Below are 18,880 nucleotides of genomic sequence, written 5' to 3'. Positions count from 1 at the left end.
GAACGGCTTAAAAAAAGGACACGGAATCGTCAAAAAGATGCGTTTAAAGGCTATAAATCTATCATAGGGCATCAGCACAAGCTATGTTGCACAAAGCGTACCAAAACACACTCGTTTTAATTAAAACTCAAATAGCCAACAAGCAGCTGAAGGGGCTGCCGTAAGAATGAATTATGAAAAGTGATATGTGCGTGAACTACTTAGCTATAATATTCAACAGCCTCAAGTATTATAGCACACGCTTTTTTGATCTCGGCATGACTGATGATCAAAGGCGGAGCGATGCGCATGGAGTTAGAACAATGCAAAAACCAATCGGTAATTATACCATTTTCTATACAGCGGTCGATTATTTTTTTATTCAGGTCGAAATCCTCAAACTCGGCAGCCAGCATCAATCCTTTACCCCGAACCTCTTTTATAGCCGGATGAACCAGTAACTCCTTAAACAACCGCTCTTTTTCGGCAACCTGTTCGGTCAGGTTTTCATCAAGCAGGGCTTCGAGCCCAGCCAGGCCCGCGGCGCAGCTTACCGGGTGCCCCCCAAACGTGGTGATATGCCCCAGTATCGGGTTATCCTTTAAGGCGCCCATTATTTGGTTCGATGATATGAAAGCGCCTATCGGCATACCGCCACCCAGCGCCTTGGCCAGCAGCAAAATATCCGGCTCAATACCATAATGCTGAAACGCGAACAGTTTGCCCGTACGCCCCATGCCTGCCTGTATCTCATCCAGTATAAGCAGTGTTCCGGTTTTGTCGCAACGGTGTCGCAGGGCCTGCATATATTGTATTTCGGGCACACGTATGCCCGCCTCGCCCTGTATGGTTTCAACAATTACGCAGGCGGTTTTATCCGTTATCTGTTGCAGATCGGCCAGGTTATCAAACTCAATAAAATCAACATCAGGCAACAAGGGACCGTAGCCACGCTTAAACTCATCGCTACCCATAATGCTCAACGCGCCGTGTGTACTGCCATGGTAAGAGTTTTTGCAGGCGATGATCTGCGTGCGACCAGTATGGCGCTTGGCCAGTTTCAGCGCGCCCTCCGCAGCCTCGGCACCTGAATTTACAAAGTATACCGACTGCAAATGATCAGGCAATATGGATACCAGCTTCTCGGCAAAGCGTACTTGCGGGGTTTGAACATACTCGCCGTAAACCATCAGGTGCATGTATTTATCAACCTGATCTTTTATAGCCTCAACCACCCGCGGATGCCTGTGCCCGATGCTGCTAACGCCAATGCCCGATATCAGATCCATATACGCCTTGCCCTCCGCATTATACATATACAAACCCTCGGCACGCTCAAACTCCAACAACAGCGGAAAATCAGTAGTTTGTGCATTGTGCGATAAAAATAGCTGACGTAGGGTGGGCATGAGGGGGGAGAGTTTTGAATTATTGAGTTATTGAATTATTGATTGGTGCAAAGATATTGGGTTTGGAGGTATGAGTGGAGAGTTTTGAATTATTGAATTATTGATTTTTGTGCAAAGATATTGGGTTTGGAGGGATAAATAAGCATAGAATAAAAGTACAAACCGTAAATAACCAATTCTACCGGCATCAGAAATGCCCGGAGTAGCACAAGCCCTGCCAAAGCACAAACTTTCACCGGGCAGGGCGTAGCCGGCGACTTTTGTTTCTTTTGGTCGCTCAAAAGAAATTGAGGACAGGTAATGAACTTTGCTTTATTTAGAATTTGTACTTTATTTTAGAGGTTGTGCTTTTACAATCGTCAGTCTGCTCTTGGGCGCAGAGCCCAGTTAATTCCCTTGGTGCGAAAGTAACCAAACATCAAGGCAGAAAAAACCTTCCACCCACAGGCCATACTCCCTGGCCCGGTTTTCTGCCAGGCCACCCCGCATTAGTTAATACTTCTTTTTGTCATTTCGACGAGGTACGAGGAGAAATCTTCCGCTTTACTAATGAACGTGTACAGATTTCTCCTCCGTCGAAATGACAAATTGGAATAAAAAACGCGTCATTGCGATTTCCAATGTCCTCCCCCCGGGGAGGATTTAGGAGGGGTTACTTCACCGATACATACTCCGCTACAACAGGCTCGCCGAAAAAGGCGGAGGCATGGTGGTCAAAGTCGGTGGTATCGTCGGATGTGGTGTAGAACTGTTTAGTGCTGGCCTTGGTTAGCTGCCCTTCAATTTCGGGATGGCGTTGCAGGTAGTCGGCAAGGCTGGTGGCTACTATATCGCCTTGGGCGACTACCTTAATGGTGTCGGGCAGGTGAGCCTTTATCTTGTCCTGCAATAGCGGGTAATGGGTACATGCTAATAAAAGCGTGTCAATATTGGTGGACTGCGCTTGTATGGCATCCAGGTACTCCTTTACAAAATAATCGGCACCGGGTTTTTCATATTCTCCTGTTTCAATCAACGGCACCCACATGGGGCAGGCCTGCTGGTGAACGGTTAGCTGCGGAAAAAACTTCTCTATCTCTAACAGGTACGATTGTGATTGTACCGTGCCCTTTGTGCCCAACACACCTATTTCGCCGGTTTGGGTATAGTTGCCTATTACCTCGGCTGTGGGGCGTATAACGCCAAGCACACGTTTATCATCATACTTACCAGGCATATCCTGCTGCTGTATGGTGCGCAGGGCCTTTGCCGATGCGGTATTGCATGCCAGTATAATCAGCGGACAATCCTGCTTAAAAAGCCATTGCACGCACTCCCACGTATACTCATGTATGGTTTTGAACGATCGGTTACCGTAAGGTGAGCGACCGTTATCTCCCAAATAAATATAATCATACTGAGGTAGCTGATCGGCAATGGATCGAAACACGGTTAAGCCACCGTAGCCCGAATCAAATATGCCTATAGGTTTTGTTGCTGACACTTTGCAAAAATAAAAAAAGCGCCCGTTAATGCGGGCGCTTTCAGTTTCATTATCTTGTTAATTTCTTATTTCAAACCTAAGTCAGCTTTTACTGAAGCTAACAGGTCATCAGCATCCGGAGATACTAAAAGTTCAGTTTGTGATGAATCTAACACGTAAGTATAACCTTTAGCTTTAGCAACTTTGCTTATTGAAGCGCGTGCTTTTGTAAATAATGGTCTGGTTAACTCGTTGCTTTTAGCTTCAACTTTACCTTGCGCATCCTTTTGGAAATCCTGAATACGTTTTTGCAGATCCTGCAATTCAGTTTCTTTAGCTGAACGGGTAGCATCGTTCATTGTAGCTTTATCTTTCTCGTAAGCTTGTGCTTTAGTTTGAAACTCATTACCCATAGTAGTGTAAGTGTCAACAAAAGTTTTTTGGTAAGCTTCCATTTGTGTCCTGATAGTTTTGGTTTCAGGCATTTGCTCAATCAGCTGGTTAAAATTAATGTGCGCGATCTTTTGTGCTTTTGCATACGTCCCCACAAATAACATACATACCGCAACCAAAGCAACTTTAAATAATCTTTTCATTTTTTCGTTCTGTGTGTGTTTAATATAAATAGTTCGCTATTTTATAAAATATAAATTTATTGGGCAAATGTTCCTGGTTTTAATCCTAAACGGGTTATTACCGCCGCGCTCTTATCATAGCGTGGGTTGGCATATAACATCATTACCTCGCTGTTCTTGTCAAATATCATATCAAGGTTTTCGCTTTCGGCCACTGCCTGTACCGCTTTTGACACCTTATCCTGAATTGGTTTAATCAGCGTATTGCTTTTTTGTGTCAATTCACCATCAGGGCCAAACTTAAGGCGTTGAAAATCCTTAGCGGCTTTCTCCTTGCCTACAATTTCGGCCTCGCGGCGTTTCTTCATCTCAGGGGTCATCAAAACCTGGTCGGCCTGGTAGGCTTTGTACAAGCGGTCAATCTCCTGAAACTTAGCATCAGCCTCTTTTTGCCATTGCTGTGATTGCGCGCTCAGTTGTTTTTGTGCCGATGAATACTCCGGTATATGTTTCAAAATATAATCAGAGTCAACAAAAGCAAACCTTTGTGCAAATGCACCTAAACATGCTGAAAACGTTAATAAGGCTGTAAAAATTATCTTCTTCATAAAATAATTACACAATTAATTAAATCCACCCTGTAAGCTCTGTGATATAGAGAAGTGGAATTGTCCTTTACCCGCGTCAGGCTGGCCAGGTATCTGGTCGAACCCATAACCGTAATCCAAACCAAGCAAGCCAAAGATAGGTAAAAATATCCTCGCGCCCATACCAACCGACCGTCTAACGTTAAACGGATTAAAGCGGCTAAAATTATCCCATGTGTTACCACCTTCGGCAAATGCCAGCAGGAATATGGTTGCTGATTGGCTCGCGATAACCGGGTGACGAAGCTCAAGGGTGTACTTGTTATAGATAGCGTTACCCGGGTTATCATTAGCAGTATATTGCGAACCTACCGGCACTATCGAGAAGTTTTGATAACCACGCATACCGATGATCTCGCTACCTTGCAGGAATTGATAGGTTTGCATACCATCACCACCTAACTTAAAGCGCTCGAACGGTGAAGGACCAACCTGTGAGTTATACGACCCCAGGAAACCGAAACGTGCCTGCGACATCAATACCAGTTTACCGGTAATACGCTGGAACCATTGCGCGTCAAACTTCCATTTATGGTATTCCACAAATTTGTAACGCTCCTCTGGTGTGGCAATAGCGTAGTTGGTATTGTTAAACAACGAGTATGGCGGCGTAGCCTGTACCGTGAACCTGATGTTTGAACCCGATGTTGGGTAGATAGGCGCATCTAACGAGTTACGGCTTAACTCCTGAGTAAATTTAATGTTGTATGAGGTACCGTTACGGAACAGGTACGCTGAGTAGTTATCAAGGAAGTAATGGTCAAAGTTAACCGAATAGTTTAACTGGAAGTAGTTATCAGGCCAGTTTAAACGTTTACCCAGGGTTACACCAATACCATTGATACGTAATTTATTGTAGTAAGGGCTTGATTTTGGATAGTACTGCCCTGTTGAGCTACCTTGTGTATAAGCCGATAAGCTGAAGAAGATTGGTTTTTTACCACCCAGCCAAGGCTCAGAGAACGTGAACGAGAAGTTTTGATAAGTACGACCGCTCGACTGGCCACGTATGCTCAGCCTTTGTCCGTCGCCTTTTGGCAGCGGCCTGTAAGCTTTTAGGTTGAACAGGTTGCGCAGCGAGAAGTTGTTGAACGATAAGCCCAAGGTACCCACCAGCTGGCCACCACCAAAACCACCGGATAGCTCGATCTGGTCTGAAGGTTTTTCAACCACGTTGTAAACAATATCTACCGTACCCTCCGCCGGGTTAATGTTGGTTGGGCGTGGTTCGGTTTTCTGCTCGTCAAAACTACCCAGTTGCGAAAGCTCACGGGTACTACGAATTAACAAGGTTTTATTGAATTTTTGACCGGGTTTGGTACGTATCTCACGGCGTACAACCTTATCGTTAGTTACATCATTACCCTTAACCAATACACGGTTAATGGTGTATTGCGGGCCTTCGTATACACGGATGTCCAGATCGATGGTATCGTTGTAGATACGCACCTGTACCGGATCGGCATTATAGGTCAAATATCCATCATCAAGGTAAAGGGTTGATATATCATCATTGCTCGGCGTAGGGCCTGATAACCTTTTGGTCAGCTCCTCCTCGCTAAATATATCGCCTTTTTTAATGCGCAATATCCTGTTCAAAAACTCCGAGGTATACTTTGCATTGCCCGACCATTTGATGTTACCGAAGTAATATTTAGGGCCTTCGTATACTTTTATCTTTACGTCAACGGTACGCTCATCATGCTTGGCAACAGTATCATCAACTATCTGCGCATCGCGATAACCTTCGGCCTGCATCTTTTCAATAAGCGTTTGCTTATCTTCCAGATACTTGTCATCCTTGAATTTTTTTGAACCGAATATGTTATACCATTTTTTGGTACGGGTGTTCTTTAAAAACTTACGCAGCTTTTTATCAGTAAATGCCTGGTTGCCGTCAAAGTCAATACTGTGTACCTTGATCTTGGTTTTTTTGTCAACCTTTACGTTCAATATTACTGAGCTTGAGTCGCCAGGATCGGGCTGCGGGTCCATCTTAACCTCGGTAAACAAAAAGCCTTTCTCGTTAAAGTGGCGTTTGATGATACCTGTTGTAGTATTGATAAGATTTTGGTTTACTATTTTACCTGTCTTGTCGTTCAGTTTTTTAGTAACATCCTCAATCTCGCCCTTTTTAATACCGGTAATTTTTAACCTTGATAAACGCGGCCTTTCAACCACGGCAATTTCAAGGTATACGGTATCCATATTTACTTTGGTGATATTAAGTTGAACATCATCAAACAATCCCTGGGCAAACATGTCTTTAACTACACGGGCGTTTGCTTCGCCGGGCAAAATGAGCCTGTCGCCTTTGTTTAGTTTTGATATGGTAAGGAGAACTTCCTTATCGAGGTTTTTAGCGCCGGTAACGGTTACACCACCAACAATATACTCTTTTGGGTTAAGATAATTCAAGCTATCCGCCGACTCGGTAGGTACCTGCGCCATAGCGGTTACAGAGCTTATCAGCAAAGAAAATACAGCAACTATATATTTATACATTCGGATATTTTAGTGGGCTAAAAATAATTTAAACAGTTGTTAAATAGTGTTAAAAGTAAAAATTTAGTTAAGCTGCTCGCTTGTCATACCAAAACGGCGCTCGCGCTGCTGGTAGTTAAGTATAGCCTCAAACAAATCTTCACGCCTGAAATCGGGCCATAATTTTTGAGTGAAATACAGCTCGGTATAAGCCATTTGCCAAAGCAGGTAATTGCTTATACGGTGTTCGCCGCTTGTCCTGATCATCAGTTCAGGATCGGGCATATTATGGGTATATAAATTATCGGCAAATGTTTGCTCGGTAATATCGGCAGGGTCAAGCTCACCGCTTTTAACCTTCTCGGCAATGCTTTTAACGGCATGCACCATCTCGTTACGTGAGCTGTAGCTTAATGCCAGGGTAAGTACCAGGCCGGTGTTACCCGCGGTTTTATCCATAGCCTTGGTAAGCTCGCGGTGGTTACGGGCAGGCAACATGCTTAGATCGCCAATGGCGTTAAGGCGCACGTTGTTATCCATAAAGGTACTTATCTCCTTATTAATGGTGCTTACCATAAGCTCCATCAGGGCCATTACCTCCAGTTTGGGGCGGTTCCAGTTCTCGGCCGAGAAAGCGTAAAGCGTTAAATACTTTAAGCCCAACTCGCACGATCCCTCAACTACATCCCGTACGGCAAGTACACCGTTATGATGGCCAAATACCCGGAGTTTCCCCTTGGTTTTTGCCCAGCGGCCGTTACCATCCATAATAATGGCAATATGCGCGGGCAATTTCAACAAATCGATCTGGTCTTTCATTCCTGCCGTGTTAAATAGCGGTAATTAATGGGCGCCGCAATTGTAATAAGTAAGCGCTCAGCTATTTAAATTATTTAAAATAAGCCTGTTTTTTCAGGCTACAAAGGTAAAACTTACTTTGTATTTTTTTAGTATGACGGCATAAAAGAAAAAATAAGCTTTTTTTCAACAAAAAAGCCGGGCTTGCGGGCCCGGCTGTATGGTTAAGTTCATCTTGTTAATATATACCCTTTTGCTTTAAAAGCTCAATATCATGCGGGGCGATATCGGCAATGGCGTATGCCGGTACCTGCGTTATATCCAGCTCATCAATGGTGTTCACCAGGTTTTCGTACTTGGAGCTATCGGCAGGTTTTACAATTACCATCAGGGTTTTGCCGTAGTTCTTTTTCACATAAGCCCTTGCATCCAGCAAAGCTTTGCGAACGCCGTTTTTGCCATAACCCGCTACGGTAGGTTTAAGTATGGTTTGCTCTGCACGCCCCAAATACCAAAGTGCCTTGTTATCCTTACCCAGGCATACTGTCAGTGTGCGGTTTTCTGATACCCCGTCCACAACATCCCCATTTTTATCCGGCATAATTATCGGCATCATTTTGGGCTTGCTCAACGTGGTGGTGAGCATAAAAAAGGTGATCAAAAGAAAAGCAAGGTCAACCATAGCTGTCAGATCTACACGGGTTGATGCGCGTTTGCGGGTTGGTTTTCTGCCTGATCCGGCGGCAGATGTGTTTAATTCGGCCATAATAAATAATAGTTTAGATATGTAATATATCTATTACGCCAAATTATATTTTTTATTATATGTATTTTATAAAATTTTATTCTTTTATAAAATCAATTTTGATAATAACATTTCTCTGTAACGAAAGTAAATGATATTGAGAGATTTAGGAACAGATAGGTATCGCGCTTCCGGAAATCGCCACGTTGCGTACCTGCCGTGCCTGTGTATGTTCCGGTTCGTTCGCCCGTACGATCCGATAATAAAACCGATGTTTGATTAGGCAGGGCTGATTTATCAGCATATACACCGCTAACATCATCCAGGTAATCGGTATTAGCCCAACGGTAACCTAAGTCGGCTATCAGCGTCCATTTACCGCCTATGTTATACTTTACACCTGCACCATAGGGTACTGATAGTACGGTGCCAGCGTATTGATCTTGCTGCCCTTCGGTACGTAAGGCTCGTAAACCTATTTGCCTGCCGTTAAGCTCGGTACGGGGGGCATGGCTCGCTAAACCTATACCGGCAAATACAAACGGGGTGAACACGTTTTTACCGGCATCAGGGATATAATGCATAAAATTGAACTCGCCTATCAGGCTGGTTTCCATTATGCGGTTGCTAAAGCTCAGGTTACGGTCGCGTTGCTGGCGGTTGCCTGATGTACTATCGGCAGCGCCTATCTTACCATAAGTAAACTGTAGTTTTGCCGACAAATAGCCATCAAAGTTGCGCTTAAAAAACAGGTTACCGGCAAGCCCGCTTATTTGTACAGGGTTATGCTGATTCAGATCGCCCATGTAACCGGCACCGCCTATACCTCCGCCTACTTCCCAGGTTTGGGCTTTGAGCGTTATGGTGGTAAAAAGAATTAATAGTGTAAGTAAATATTTTTGCATCCGGTAAGGCTAATAATTACGGGTATCGAGGCCCCACAACAACTTATGTCTTAACGTTGATAAGTAGTTTTCATTATTCAGCCTGATGAGATTAAGCTGAAAATCGGCCTTACTTACATTAATGCGTACCGGCTGATCGAGCACGGCAATGCGCGAATCGCACGATATAAGGTAATTGGCACTACGGGTTTCCACATCAAACGATAGTGTGCAGCAATCGGGCAGTACGGCCGGCCTTACGTTAAGGTTATGCGGAGAGATAGGCGTCAGCACCACGGTATTTGACTCCGGGAAGATGATAGGCCCGCCGCAGCTCAGCGAATAAGCGGTTGAACCTGTAGCTGTCGACACGATAATACCATCACACCAGTACGAGTTCAGGAAGTTACCATCCAGAAAGGCATGGGTGGTGATCATGGCCGAATCATCGCGCTTATGTATCGTGATCTCGTTCAGCGCGAAGTTATCTTCACCAAACAGCTTAACTTCCGAGTCGATGCGGAGCAGCGCCCGCTTATCAAGCGTATATTGTTTATTAACTACGGCATGTATGGCTGCCGCTATATCGCTTTTATTAATACTGGCCAAAAAGCCCAGCCTGCCAAAGTTGATGCCTATAACCGGGATGCCGCTGTCGCGTATCAGGGTAACGGTATCAAGCATGGTACCATCGCCGCCAAGGCTCAAAAATATGTCGATCAACCCTTTAAATGGTTGGCCCTCGGCAAGTACAGTGTAATCAACTTTGGTTATCTTATCTTGCAGATACTCGTGCAGGCGGCTGTGCACATATATTTCAACCCCGTGTTGCTGTAGGTTATCAAACACCTGCTGTATAAAGGGCAGCACCTCATTATCACTAAATGGCCTGCCGTATACTGCTATTTTCATTTGCGGGGGAATTATAGATTGAGATAATTCATCAGCGAATCATAGCGCTCCATTGAATTATCGTTTTGATTGTGATGATTAAAGGTGGCCTTTATATCATAATTATACCTTAAAAAAGTAGCGGCTATGTTTGATATATCCAGCTTATTTATCTTGAGGGTTACTTCCATGCGGGTTGAATCGGGAAAGGTGCGGATGTATGAGCTCAGCACCTGCGCGTTGTCCGACTCTATTATTTGTGCCATGTGCGCCAGCGAGTTGTTACGATTACTGATCTCCAATACAATAATGCCGCCGGGTACCGATACCGATGTAAGCTCAGCAAAGTACTCGTTCATGCTGTTAATGGATACCACACCCTGGTAATTGTTCTTTTTATCGAGCACGGGTACCACACTGAGCTTTAGTTCATGGAACATCCTGATCACATCATATATATGCTGATCAGTAAATACATACGGGTTTACCAGCGATAGCGATAGCGAACCTATCTGTGTTTCGTAATCAGGTTCTTCTATCAGGTCATCCTCAGATATAAGACCCAGAAACTGCTCCTCGTTAACAACAGGCAGGTGACTGACCTTGAACTCGGCCATCCTGTCCATCACTTTCTGCACCGTGTCAGACGTGTGGAGTGGTGGTATGGCATTCCCGATCAGGTCAATCGCAAACATGTTTTACTTTTTTAGTTTATCCAAAAACTGCCTCAGCAGTATGTTAAATCTCTCCGGCTGCTCCATCATCGGGGCATGGCCGCATTCGTCTATCCAGTGCAACTCCGCATTCGGCAGCAGCTGGTTAAATTCCTCGGCTACTTCCGGCGGGGTTATCTTATCATTCTTGCCCCAAAGCAAACCTACCGGCACGGTTATCTTATGCAGATCCTTAGCCATGTTATGCCTGATGGCTGATTTTGCCATGGCCAGTATTCTGATAACGCGGTTACGATCATTTATTGTTTGAAAAACATCGTCAACCAATTCTTTTGTAGCCGTTTTTGGGTCGTAAAAGGTGAATTCTACCTTTTCCTTCACAAAATCGTAGCTCTCGCGGCGCGGAAACGAACCGCCAAAAGCGTTCTCGTACAAACCCGAACTGCCTGAAAGCACCATCGCCTTAACATATTCGGGGTGCGACAGTACATATATTAACGATACGTGGCCACCTAACGAGTTACCTAAAACGGTAAAGTTGGTTAGCCCCTTATGTTTAACAAACTTATGCACATACTTACTCAGGGTTTTAACACCGGTGGTAAGCAGGGGCAGATCGTAAATAGGCAAAACAGGTATAATTACACGGTATTGAGATTTAAACTCCTCAATAACATCTTCCCAGTTACTAAGGGCTCCCATTAAACCATGTAACATTAGCAGTACCTCGCCTTCGCCCTCTTCAATATAGTTAAAATCTTTTTCCTGTTTAAGTGCGAACTTCATATATATACTGCCTGATCAATTAATTATAATTGCAAGTTTAGTTAATCTTGCTGTTATTATGCTGTAAAAATAGTTTATTGCCGTGTAGTTGCAATAGCGGGCAATAATTATCCTAAAATCTGTTTAATTACTTCAGATATTGTTTTGCCATCGGCTTTGCCTGCCAGCTCCTTGTTGGCGGTGCCCATAACCTTGCCCATATCCTTAACAGATGTTGCGCCAACACGGGTAATTACATCCTTTAAATAAGCCTCTAATTCGGCCCTGTCCATTTGCTTTGGCAGGTAAGCCTCAATCACGGTCATCTCCGCAGCCTCTATCTCGTACAAATCCTCACGGTTTTGCGCCTTATAAATATCAGCCGACTCCTTACGTTGCTTGATCAGCTTTTGCAGTACCTTGATCTCCGCTTCTTCACTTACTTCTTCGGCAGCGCCCTTTTCGGTTTTAGCTAATAATAATGCTGACTTTATAGCACGCAGGCCACGCAGCTTGTCGGCATCCTTTGCCAGCATGGCTTGTTTAATATCCTGATCTATTTGGGTTGATAATGACATTTCTTTATTTCGGATTTCGAATTTTCAATTTCGGATTTAAGCTGCAAAGCTAATCAATTATTGATTTACTGAATTATTGAGTTATTGATTGTGTTTAATTATTGAGTTAATGAATTAGTGATTTATTGAATTTACACTATTCTTAATTATTGGATTAGTGAATTATCGATTTATTGATTCATCTTCTCATCTGCATATCTGCACATTCGCACATCAAATTCATTTGCACATCTGCACATTCGCACATCAAATTCATTTGCATATCTGCACATTAGCACATCTGCACATCAAACTCATCCGCACATCAAACTCATCTACACATTCTTCCTATAAATACTCGTAGCACCTGCTTGCGCGGTTGGCATTACGGTAAGTTCATTAATATTTACATGCGCGGGGCGCGATGCCGCGAACCAGATGGTTTCGGCAATATCCTGCGCTACCAGTGGTTCAAAGCCCTCGTAAACTTTTTTGGCCCGATCCTTATCGCCCTTAAAGCGTACTTCAGAAAACTCCGTTTCAACCGCGCCGGGATGAACAGCCGTTACTTTGATGCCGTGCGGCAATAAGTCGAGGCGCATACCTTTATTAAGCGCGTCAACAGCGTGCTTGGTGGCACAATATACATTACCATTCGGGTAAACCTCTTTACCGGCAATTGAGCCCAGATTGATGATGTGGCCAAATCCGTTAGCGATCATCCAGTTTGATACCACCTTACTGGCATACAACAAACCTTTAATATTGGTATCTATCATGGTATCCCAATCATCGGGGTTACCATCCTGCAATGGGTCAAGCCCCTGACTAAGGCCTGCGTTGTTGATCAGTACATCCACCTTTTTCCATTCGGCCGGCAGATTCTCCAGATTGTCGATCACGGCCTGGCGGTTGCGGATATCAAACGCGGCGGTAGCCACCTCTACATTATATTGTGTGTTTATTGCCGATGCCAGGGTTTCAAGCCTATCCCGGCGGCGACCGGTAAGTATCAGATTATATCCCTCTCGGGCAAATACATGGGCACACGCTTCGCCAATGCCGGCGGTAGCCCCTGTTATTAATGCAATTTTTGCCATAAGTATGTATAACTATCGGCAGCGAAATTATGTTTTTCAAAGTAACAATATGTCGCTTTAGGGTAATGATATGGTATTATTCAAAGTACAAACTGAACTGTACCGTGTGCATACCCAGGCCGCTGAGCGGATATGTAGCCGGGTGATTTTCGGGCACCAGCACATTGCCAAAGGAGTTGGATATTTTTATTTCGGGGGATAATTTGAAGAATTCAAAATAGATATCGCAACCCAAACCCACTTCGTAAGAGGCATAGAAACGTTGTATCTTAACCATTTTTTCGAGCAGTCCTCTATCAGCATCCGGGTTTTTGCGCCCTAACGATTGGCTCAGCTTAACGCCGCCTATCAGGTAACCACGCAGATCGCCAATACGATCCGACTTTAATTTTAATTGCAGCGGAATATCAAAGCCTGTGGTGTTTATCTGCTTTTCTACAACCTGGGTTTCCGGGTCGGGCGAATCGTAGGTGTAGATCAGTTTACGGTCGGCAAATACAATGGATGGTGTTACCCGTGCTTCAAGATGATCGGTCAGGCTGTATCGTGCCAAAAAACCCACCGCGAAACCCGGCGAATTAGGCGAGCTAACACTGGTTAAGTTACCGGTTAAAGGCATCCCGGTTTCCGGATCATTAAAAGGAACCGTCCAATCGGGCTGTTTATTAATTTTGAGGTAGCTGCTGATGTAGCTGAATGAAAAGCCAAAACTAAAATCGTTCAGATCGGCGCCGCCACCCCATGCGGGCGGGCGTTGGCCAAAAGCCAATCCGGTAAAGCAAAAAATAAATATAAACGCTGTGTAAAAGGTTTTTATCATTTAACGCCTGTGTAAATTGAACAGATACCAAACGTTAAAGCGCGGTTTTTGGTATTCTTAAAACCTACTTTGTCCATAACGGCGGTAAAATTCTTTCCATCCGGAAAAGCGGCAACCGATTCGGGCAGATACGAGTACGCCCTCGCATCCTTTGAGAATAGTTTACCTATACCCGGGGTAATGTATTTAAAATAAAAATTGTAAAGCTGCTTTATCGGGAATGTGCGTGGTTTAGAGAACTCCAGCACCACTACCTTACCACCCGGTTTCAATACCCTGAAAATATCGGCCATGCCTGCTTCCAGGTTCTCGAAGTTACGTACACCATAAGCCACCGTAACGGCATCGAACTCGGTATCGCCAAAAGGCAACTTCTCCGAATCGCCCAGTTTTACCGAAAACTTATGCCCCAGATTACGCTTCGCTATCTTTTGCTCGGCAATATCAAGCATACCCCTTGAAATATCAACGCCGGTAATTTTTTCGGGCTTTAATATAGATAAGGCTTCAAAGGCAAAATCGCCGGTGCCGGTGGCAACATCCAATATATGCTGAGGCTTATCGTGCTTAAGTTCATTAATAGCCTTTTTACGCCAGATGATATCAATACCCAGCGACATAAAATGGTTCAGAAAATCGTATGTTTTTGATATGTTGTTAAACATATCGGCTACCTGCTCTTTTTTGGTAACCTGCTCGTTTTGGTATGGAGTAACTACTTTGCTCATGGCCTGTGGGCGGTAAAGATAGGTATTAGTTGATTAAATGCCGTTGCTTTAGCTTTTCTTGATTTTTATATGATTTGCGAACCCCTCCTAAATCCTCCCCGAGGGGGAGGATTTAAAAAACTTTTGTCATTTCGAACGAGGTACGAGGAGAAATCTATCGCCAGATTAGTAAACGTGTACAGATTTCTCCTCCGTCGAAATGACAAAATTTTAATAGTATAAGAGAAAACCCTTTCCCTCGGGGAGGATTTAAGAGGGGTTTAACCGAGATAAACCCATCGCTTTAATATTAAATAGGGTTACCTATTTAATACAATAGTATTAATAGTAAAACCATTATCGCATGGAATTGGTCTTATTCACAACTTCCTTAATACTTTATTTTACAGCCCCTATTGTACAATTAGTACTGTCAGCAAGGCGGACAAAAAATCGCATAAGATTTTCTGTTGGAAGTATAACAGCAGCTATATTTTTGGCGGGTGTTGTTTTGTACATTATTGCCCTCAATTTGGTAACAAGCAATATGAGTTATATTGGAGAACCATCCGATAAATTTCGCTGCGGCACCGGGCCAATGTCCTTGGCGTTTCTCATGGTTATAATTAATACCATCGTGATAATAATCACGGGTATTATCAGCTGCGCTGTTTATTTCAACAACCGCAAAAAACTACAGCACCAACTTACTTAGTATGCAACACCGGCTGCACCCTTGTTAGGTTGAATATCTCCTCCATCAGGTCATCGCTGGGGTTTACTTTGAATACCTTTGATGTGCCGCCGGTGATGAGGTCGTCCTCAAAATCTTTGATGGTGATGCGCAGGCCGCAGTTTTGTACGGGATATTTCTCGTTGTTTTGTTGAATGATGCCGAGCAGCGCGTGGATCATTTGTCCGTTAATATCGTGCAGACTTAGCGGCACCTCGATGGATTTGCTGCGGTTGTCGCGCATTTCGGAGAGCAGGCTCATTACCGTGATGCGCAGATCCCAGTTATCTTTTTGTCTGAATTTCTCTTCGATGTTACCCTTGATGTGCATAAAGAAACCATCAACCAGCAGGTTGCGGAACTTTACATAATCTTCACCAAACAAGGCAAACTCGTACGAATCATTATAATCCTCCAGCACAAAGGTACCGAATGGCTTACCGGTTTTAGTGGTTTTGTGCTGTACCGATGTCATCAAACCGCCGATGCATATTTCGCCGCGTTTACGCAACTGCGCGAAGGCTTGCATTATATCTTCGCCGCCCTCACCTGAGCGTGCCTTTTGCATCGTTTTCAGGTCGGACACATTGGTGTTGCAGAATTTTTCGAGCTCCAGCTTATAGTTATCCAACGGGTGACCGGTAAGATATATACCGATTACCTCACGTTCGTATTTCAGTTTTTCTATCAGCCCATACTCATCAGCCTCGGGCATTGGTGGCTCGGGGATATATGAGGCTACCGACCCGCCGAACAGTGATGCCTGCGAGCTGTTTTGCGTATTCTGATAATCGTTAGCGTACTTGATCAAACGCTCAACTCCTGTTAGCAACCCATTCTCCGTTTTAGTAAAGAATTGCGACCGGTTATAGCCAAAGGCATCAAAACCACCGCCATAAACCAGGTTCTCGTAGGATTTACGGTTAACACTGCGCACGTTCGAGCGGCGGGCAAAATCGTAAACAGACTCATACGGCCCGTTGGCCATACGTTCTTCAATAATACTTTCAACGGCCTTTTCGCCCACGCCCTTAACACCGGCCAAACCGAAACGCACCTCCCCTTTCCTGTTTGCCGCGAACGACATCTCTGACTCGTTAATATCCGGCCCCAAAACAACCACCCCCATGCGGCGGCACTCCTCCATAAAAAAGGAAATCTTATCGATACTGTTCTGGTTGTTCAATACCGCGGCCATGTATTCTGACGGGTAATGCGCTTTCAGGTAAGCCGTTTGGTAGGCCACAAAGGCATAACAGGTAGAGTGCGATTTATTGAACGCGTATTGCGCAAAGGCCTTCCAATCGTTCCATATCTTGGTCAGTTTATCTTTAGGGTGACCTTTGGCCATAGCCCCATCCATAAACTGCGCTTCCATTTTATTCAATACCTCTATCTGCTTTTTACCCATTGCCTTACGCAAAACGTCGGCGTCACCTTTGGTAAAGCCACCCAACTTTTGCGACAAAAGCATCACCTGCTCCTGGTAAACGGTAATACCATAGGTTTCGGCCAGGTATTCTTCCATCTCGGGCAAATCGTAAGTAATCGGCTCCTGGCCATGCTTACGCTTGATGAAGTTGGGGATGTACTCTATCGGCCCCGGGCGATACAGGGCATTCATGGCTATCAAATCCTCAAACTTATCGGGCTTAAGATCGCGCAGGTACATTTGCATACCGTCACTTTCAAACTGGAACGTACCGTTGGTATCGCCACGCTGGTAAAGTTCAAAAGTAGTAAGGTCGGTAAGCGGTATATAGTCAATATCTATCTCAACACCGTGATTTTGCTTAATGAGGCGCAGGGCATCCTTAATAATGGTTAAGGTTTTAAGACCCAAAAAGTCCATCTTGATTACGCCCGCATCCTCAATTACGCGCCCGTCAAACTGGGTAACCAACAGGTCGGAGTCCTTGGCGGTGGCAACGGGTACAATATTGGTCAGGTCATCCGGGGCGATGATGATACCCGCGGCATGCACACCCGTATTACGTACCGAGCCCTCCAGCTTTTCGGCCTCGCGAAGTACGGTACCTTTTATATCGTTTGATTTATAGATGAGTTGCAGCTCGGGCACCTGCTCAATAGCTTGTTTCAGGGTGATGCCCAACGTTTCGGGTACCAGCTTTTTAAGGGCGCTCACATCGGCCAAAGGCATATCCAGCACACGGCCAACGTCCTGTATACTGGTACGGGCAGCCATTGAACCGTAGGTAATGATTTGCGCTACCTGGTTCTTGCCATATTTATCAACCACGTAATCAATAACACGCTGACGGCCGGAGTCGTCAAAGTCGGTATCAATATCGGGCATTGACTTACGATCAGGGTTCAGGAACCTCTCGAACAGGAGGTTATACTTTATCGGGTCGATATTGGTGATGCCGATACAGTATGCCACCACCGATCCCGCTGCCGAACCACGGCCCGGACCAATGAATACGCCCATATCGCGCCCGGCCTTAATAAAGTCGGCCACGATGAGGAAGTAACCCGCGAAACCCATGGTACGTATGGTGAACAGCTCAAAGTTAATACGCTCCTCAGCTTCCGGACTAATATCAATATAACGCTCCTTGGCACCCATAAAGGTAAGGTGCTTCAGGTACTCCCACTGGTTCAGGGTATCAGCATCGGGCGTGTTGTGTATCTTAAATTCTTCGGGGATAACGAAGTTGGGCAACATGATATCGCGCTTTAGTTTCAGCGTTTCAATCTTGTCAACAATCTCGTTGGTATTATCTAATGATTCGGGCAGGTCATGAAACAGCTTGCCCATCTCGGCCTGTGTCTTAAAATAGAACTGATCGTTCGGGAAACCGAAACGGTAGCCCTTGCCTCCCTCCTCGTCTGTAGCTATGGGCGTGCTCTGCATATCGCCGGTGTTCACACACAGTAAAATATCGTGCGCGTTCGAGTCCTGCTGATCCACATAGTGCGAATCATTTGAGCAGATTATTTTTACGTTATGCTTTTTAGCGAACTTAAGCAGGGCGTTGTTCACTATCTCCTGCTCGGGTATGTTATGGCGTTGCAGCTCGATGTAAAAGTCCTCACCAAACAGATCCAACCACCATTTCAGCTCACGCTCACCGGCTTCCTCACCATTCTTCAATATCTCCTGCGGTACCGATGCACCTATGCAACAGCTGGTAGCAATAAGGCCTTTATGATATTTCAGTATCAATTCCTTATCAATACGCGGCCATTTACTGTACAGGCCCTCCATGTAACCCAGCGAACATAATTTGACCAGATTACGGTATCCTTCCGGGTTTTTGGCCAGCAGTAACTGGTGGCGCCTTATGTCCTTTTTCTCTTTGGTAAATTGCTTAATATGCCTGTCCTCAACCACGTAAAACTCGCAGCCTACAATAGGCTTTACGTTGTGCTTGCTTGCTTCCGCCACAAACTTGAACACACCGAACATGTTACCATGATCGGTAATGGCGAGGGCTTTCATACCATCGGCAGCAGCCTTTTTGTAAAGCTTGCCTATATCGGCAGCACCATCAAGTAGTGAAAACTGGGTATGTACGTGTAAGTGAGAAAAATCGGGCATAGCAACAACTCCAAATCAATTTTAAAGGCAGAATACAAAGTTATTAAAAAACAACTTCTACCCATCGAGTGTTGAAAAAACAAAA

The 18,880-nt window shown here is 44.7% G+C and carries 16 protein-coding genes; all 16 read right to left on the bottom strand.

The genetic code is table 11. The annotated features are described in order from the left end of the window. Positions 1-200: 200 nt before the first annotated feature. A complete protein-coding gene (locus tag IM792_RS07990) occupies positions 201-1,388 on the bottom strand; it encodes an aspartate aminotransferase family protein (RefSeq protein ID WP_194101300.1) in 1,188 nt (395 codons plus the stop codon). Between the two features lie 652 nt (positions 1,389-2,040). Then, the gene (gene murI, locus IM792_RS07985) at positions 2,041-2,871 is read right to left on the bottom strand and encodes a glutamate racemase (protein ID WP_194101299.1); all 831 of its coding nucleotides are present in this window, start codon (positions 2,869-2,871) and stop codon (positions 2,041-2,043) included. A 65-nt stretch (positions 2,872-2,936) separates the two neighbouring features. After that, a complete protein-coding gene (locus IM792_RS07980) occupies positions 2,937-3,446 on the bottom strand; it encodes an OmpH family outer membrane protein (protein WP_194101298.1) in 510 nt (169 codons plus the stop codon). Positions 3,447-3,502: 56 nt separating this feature from the next. Next, on the bottom strand, positions 3,503-4,033 hold the full coding sequence (locus tag IM792_RS07975) for an OmpH family outer membrane protein (protein WP_194101297.1): 531 nt from the start codon (positions 4,031-4,033) through the stop codon (positions 3,503-3,505). 15 nt (positions 4,034-4,048) lie between these two features. Then, positions 4,049-6,577: an outer membrane protein assembly factor BamA gene (bamA, locus tag IM792_RS07970; protein ID WP_194101296.1), complete on the bottom strand. Its 2,529-nt coding sequence runs from the start codon at positions 6,575-6,577 to the stop codon at positions 4,049-4,051. Positions 6,578-6,640: 63 nt separating this feature from the next. Continuing rightward, the gene (locus IM792_RS07965; protein ID WP_194101295.1) at positions 6,641-7,375 is read right to left on the bottom strand and encodes an isoprenyl transferase; all 735 of its coding nucleotides are present in this window, start codon (positions 7,373-7,375) and stop codon (positions 6,641-6,643) included. Positions 7,376-7,592: 217 nt separating this feature from the next. Beyond that, entirely contained in the window at positions 7,593-8,120 is a 528-nt protein-coding gene (locus tag IM792_RS07960; RefSeq protein ID WP_194101294.1) for a biopolymer transporter ExbD, read from the bottom strand. A 92-nt stretch (positions 8,121-8,212) separates the two neighbouring features. Beyond that, positions 8,213-9,004, bottom strand: coding sequence for a DUF6089 family protein (locus IM792_RS07955; RefSeq protein WP_194101293.1), 792 nt, complete (start codon positions 9,002-9,004; stop codon positions 8,213-8,215). Between the two features lie 9 nt (positions 9,005-9,013). Further along, positions 9,014-9,895: an NAD kinase gene (locus IM792_RS07950; protein ID WP_194101292.1), complete on the bottom strand. Its 882-nt coding sequence runs from the start codon at positions 9,893-9,895 to the stop codon at positions 9,014-9,016. An 11-nt stretch (positions 9,896-9,906) separates the two neighbouring features. Next, on the bottom strand, positions 9,907-10,569 hold the full coding sequence (locus tag IM792_RS07945; protein ID WP_194101291.1) for a CBS domain-containing protein: 663 nt from the start codon (positions 10,567-10,569) through the stop codon (positions 9,907-9,909). Between the two features lie 3 nt (positions 10,570-10,572). After that, on the bottom strand, positions 10,573-11,334 hold the full coding sequence (locus IM792_RS07940) for an alpha/beta hydrolase (protein WP_194101290.1): 762 nt from the start codon (positions 11,332-11,334) through the stop codon (positions 10,573-10,575). A gap of 107 nt (positions 11,335-11,441) precedes the next feature. Further along, positions 11,442-11,891: a GatB/YqeY domain-containing protein gene (locus tag IM792_RS07935; RefSeq protein WP_194101289.1), complete on the bottom strand. Its 450-nt coding sequence runs from the start codon at positions 11,889-11,891 to the stop codon at positions 11,442-11,444. Positions 11,892-12,205: 314 nt separating this feature from the next. Further along, entirely contained in the window at positions 12,206-12,970 is a 765-nt protein-coding gene (locus IM792_RS07930; protein WP_194101288.1) for an SDR family oxidoreductase, read from the bottom strand. Between the two features lie 76 nt (positions 12,971-13,046). Beyond that, the gene (locus IM792_RS07925; RefSeq protein WP_194101287.1) at positions 13,047-13,790 is read right to left on the bottom strand and encodes an outer membrane beta-barrel protein; all 744 of its coding nucleotides are present in this window, start codon (positions 13,788-13,790) and stop codon (positions 13,047-13,049) included. Continuing rightward, the gene (gene ubiE / locus IM792_RS07920) at positions 13,787-14,518 is read right to left on the bottom strand and encodes a bifunctional demethylmenaquinone methyltransferase/2-methoxy-6-polyprenyl-1,4-benzoquinol methylase UbiE (RefSeq protein ID WP_194101286.1); all 732 of its coding nucleotides are present in this window, start codon (positions 14,516-14,518) and stop codon (positions 13,787-13,789) included. Before ubiE ends, IM792_RS07925 begins: the two co-directional genes overlap by 4 nt. A gap of 686 nt (positions 14,519-15,204) precedes the next feature. Beyond that, the gene (gene dnaE, locus IM792_RS07915) at positions 15,205-18,795 is read right to left on the bottom strand and encodes a DNA polymerase III subunit alpha (RefSeq protein WP_194101285.1); all 3,591 of its coding nucleotides are present in this window, start codon (positions 18,793-18,795) and stop codon (positions 15,205-15,207) included. Between the last annotated feature and the right edge of the window lie 85 nt (positions 18,796-18,880).

This window comes from Mucilaginibacter sp. JRF (assembly GCF_015223065.1).
GTDB lineage: Bacteria > Bacteroidota > Bacteroidia > Sphingobacteriales > Sphingobacteriaceae > Mucilaginibacter.
This window is presented reverse-complemented; position numbering and strand designations above follow the sequence as displayed.

Coding starts and splice junctions, on each gene's coding strand:
- ubiE (WP_194101286.1), bottom strand. CDS start 14,518: ATGAGCAAAGTAGTTACTCCATACCAAAACGAGCAGGTTACCAAAAAA.
- IM792_RS07930 (WP_194101288.1), bottom strand. CDS start 12,970: ATGGCAAAAATTGCATTAATAACAGGGGCTACCGCCGGCATTGGCGAA.
- IM792_RS07960 (WP_194101294.1), bottom strand. CDS start 8,120: ATGGCCGAATTAAACACATCTGCCGCCGGATCAGGCAGAAAACCAACC.
- dnaE (WP_194101285.1), bottom strand. CDS start 18,795: ATGCCCGATTTTTCTCACTTACACGTACATACCCAGTTTTCACTACTT.
- IM792_RS07955 (WP_194101293.1), bottom strand. CDS start 9,004: ATGCAAAAATATTTACTTACACTATTAATTCTTTTTACCACCATAACG.
- IM792_RS07950 (WP_194101292.1), bottom strand. CDS start 9,895: ATGAAAATAGCAGTATACGGCAGGCCATTTAGTGATAATGAGGTGCTG.
- IM792_RS07925 (WP_194101287.1), bottom strand. CDS start 13,790: ATGATAAAAACCTTTTACACAGCGTTTATATTTATTTTTTGCTTTACC.
- IM792_RS07940 (WP_194101290.1), bottom strand. CDS start 11,334: ATGAAGTTCGCACTTAAACAGGAAAAAGATTTTAACTATATTGAAGAG.
- IM792_RS07990 (WP_194101300.1), bottom strand. CDS start 1,388: ATGCCCACCCTACGTCAGCTATTTTTATCGCACAATGCACAAACTACT.
- IM792_RS07965 (WP_194101295.1), bottom strand. CDS start 7,375: ATGAAAGACCAGATCGATTTGTTGAAATTGCCCGCGCATATTGCCATT.
- IM792_RS07945 (WP_194101291.1), bottom strand. CDS start 10,569: ATGTTTGCGATTGACCTGATCGGGAATGCCATACCACCACTCCACACG.
- bamA (WP_194101296.1), bottom strand. CDS start 6,577: ATGTATAAATATATAGTTGCTGTATTTTCTTTGCTGATAAGCTCTGTA.
- IM792_RS07975 (WP_194101297.1), bottom strand. CDS start 4,033: ATGAAGAAGATAATTTTTACAGCCTTATTAACGTTTTCAGCATGTTTA.
- IM792_RS07980 (WP_194101298.1), bottom strand. CDS start 3,446: ATGAAAAGATTATTTAAAGTTGCTTTGGTTGCGGTATGTATGTTATTT.
- IM792_RS07935 (WP_194101289.1), bottom strand. CDS start 11,891: ATGTCATTATCAACCCAAATAGATCAGGATATTAAACAAGCCATGCTG.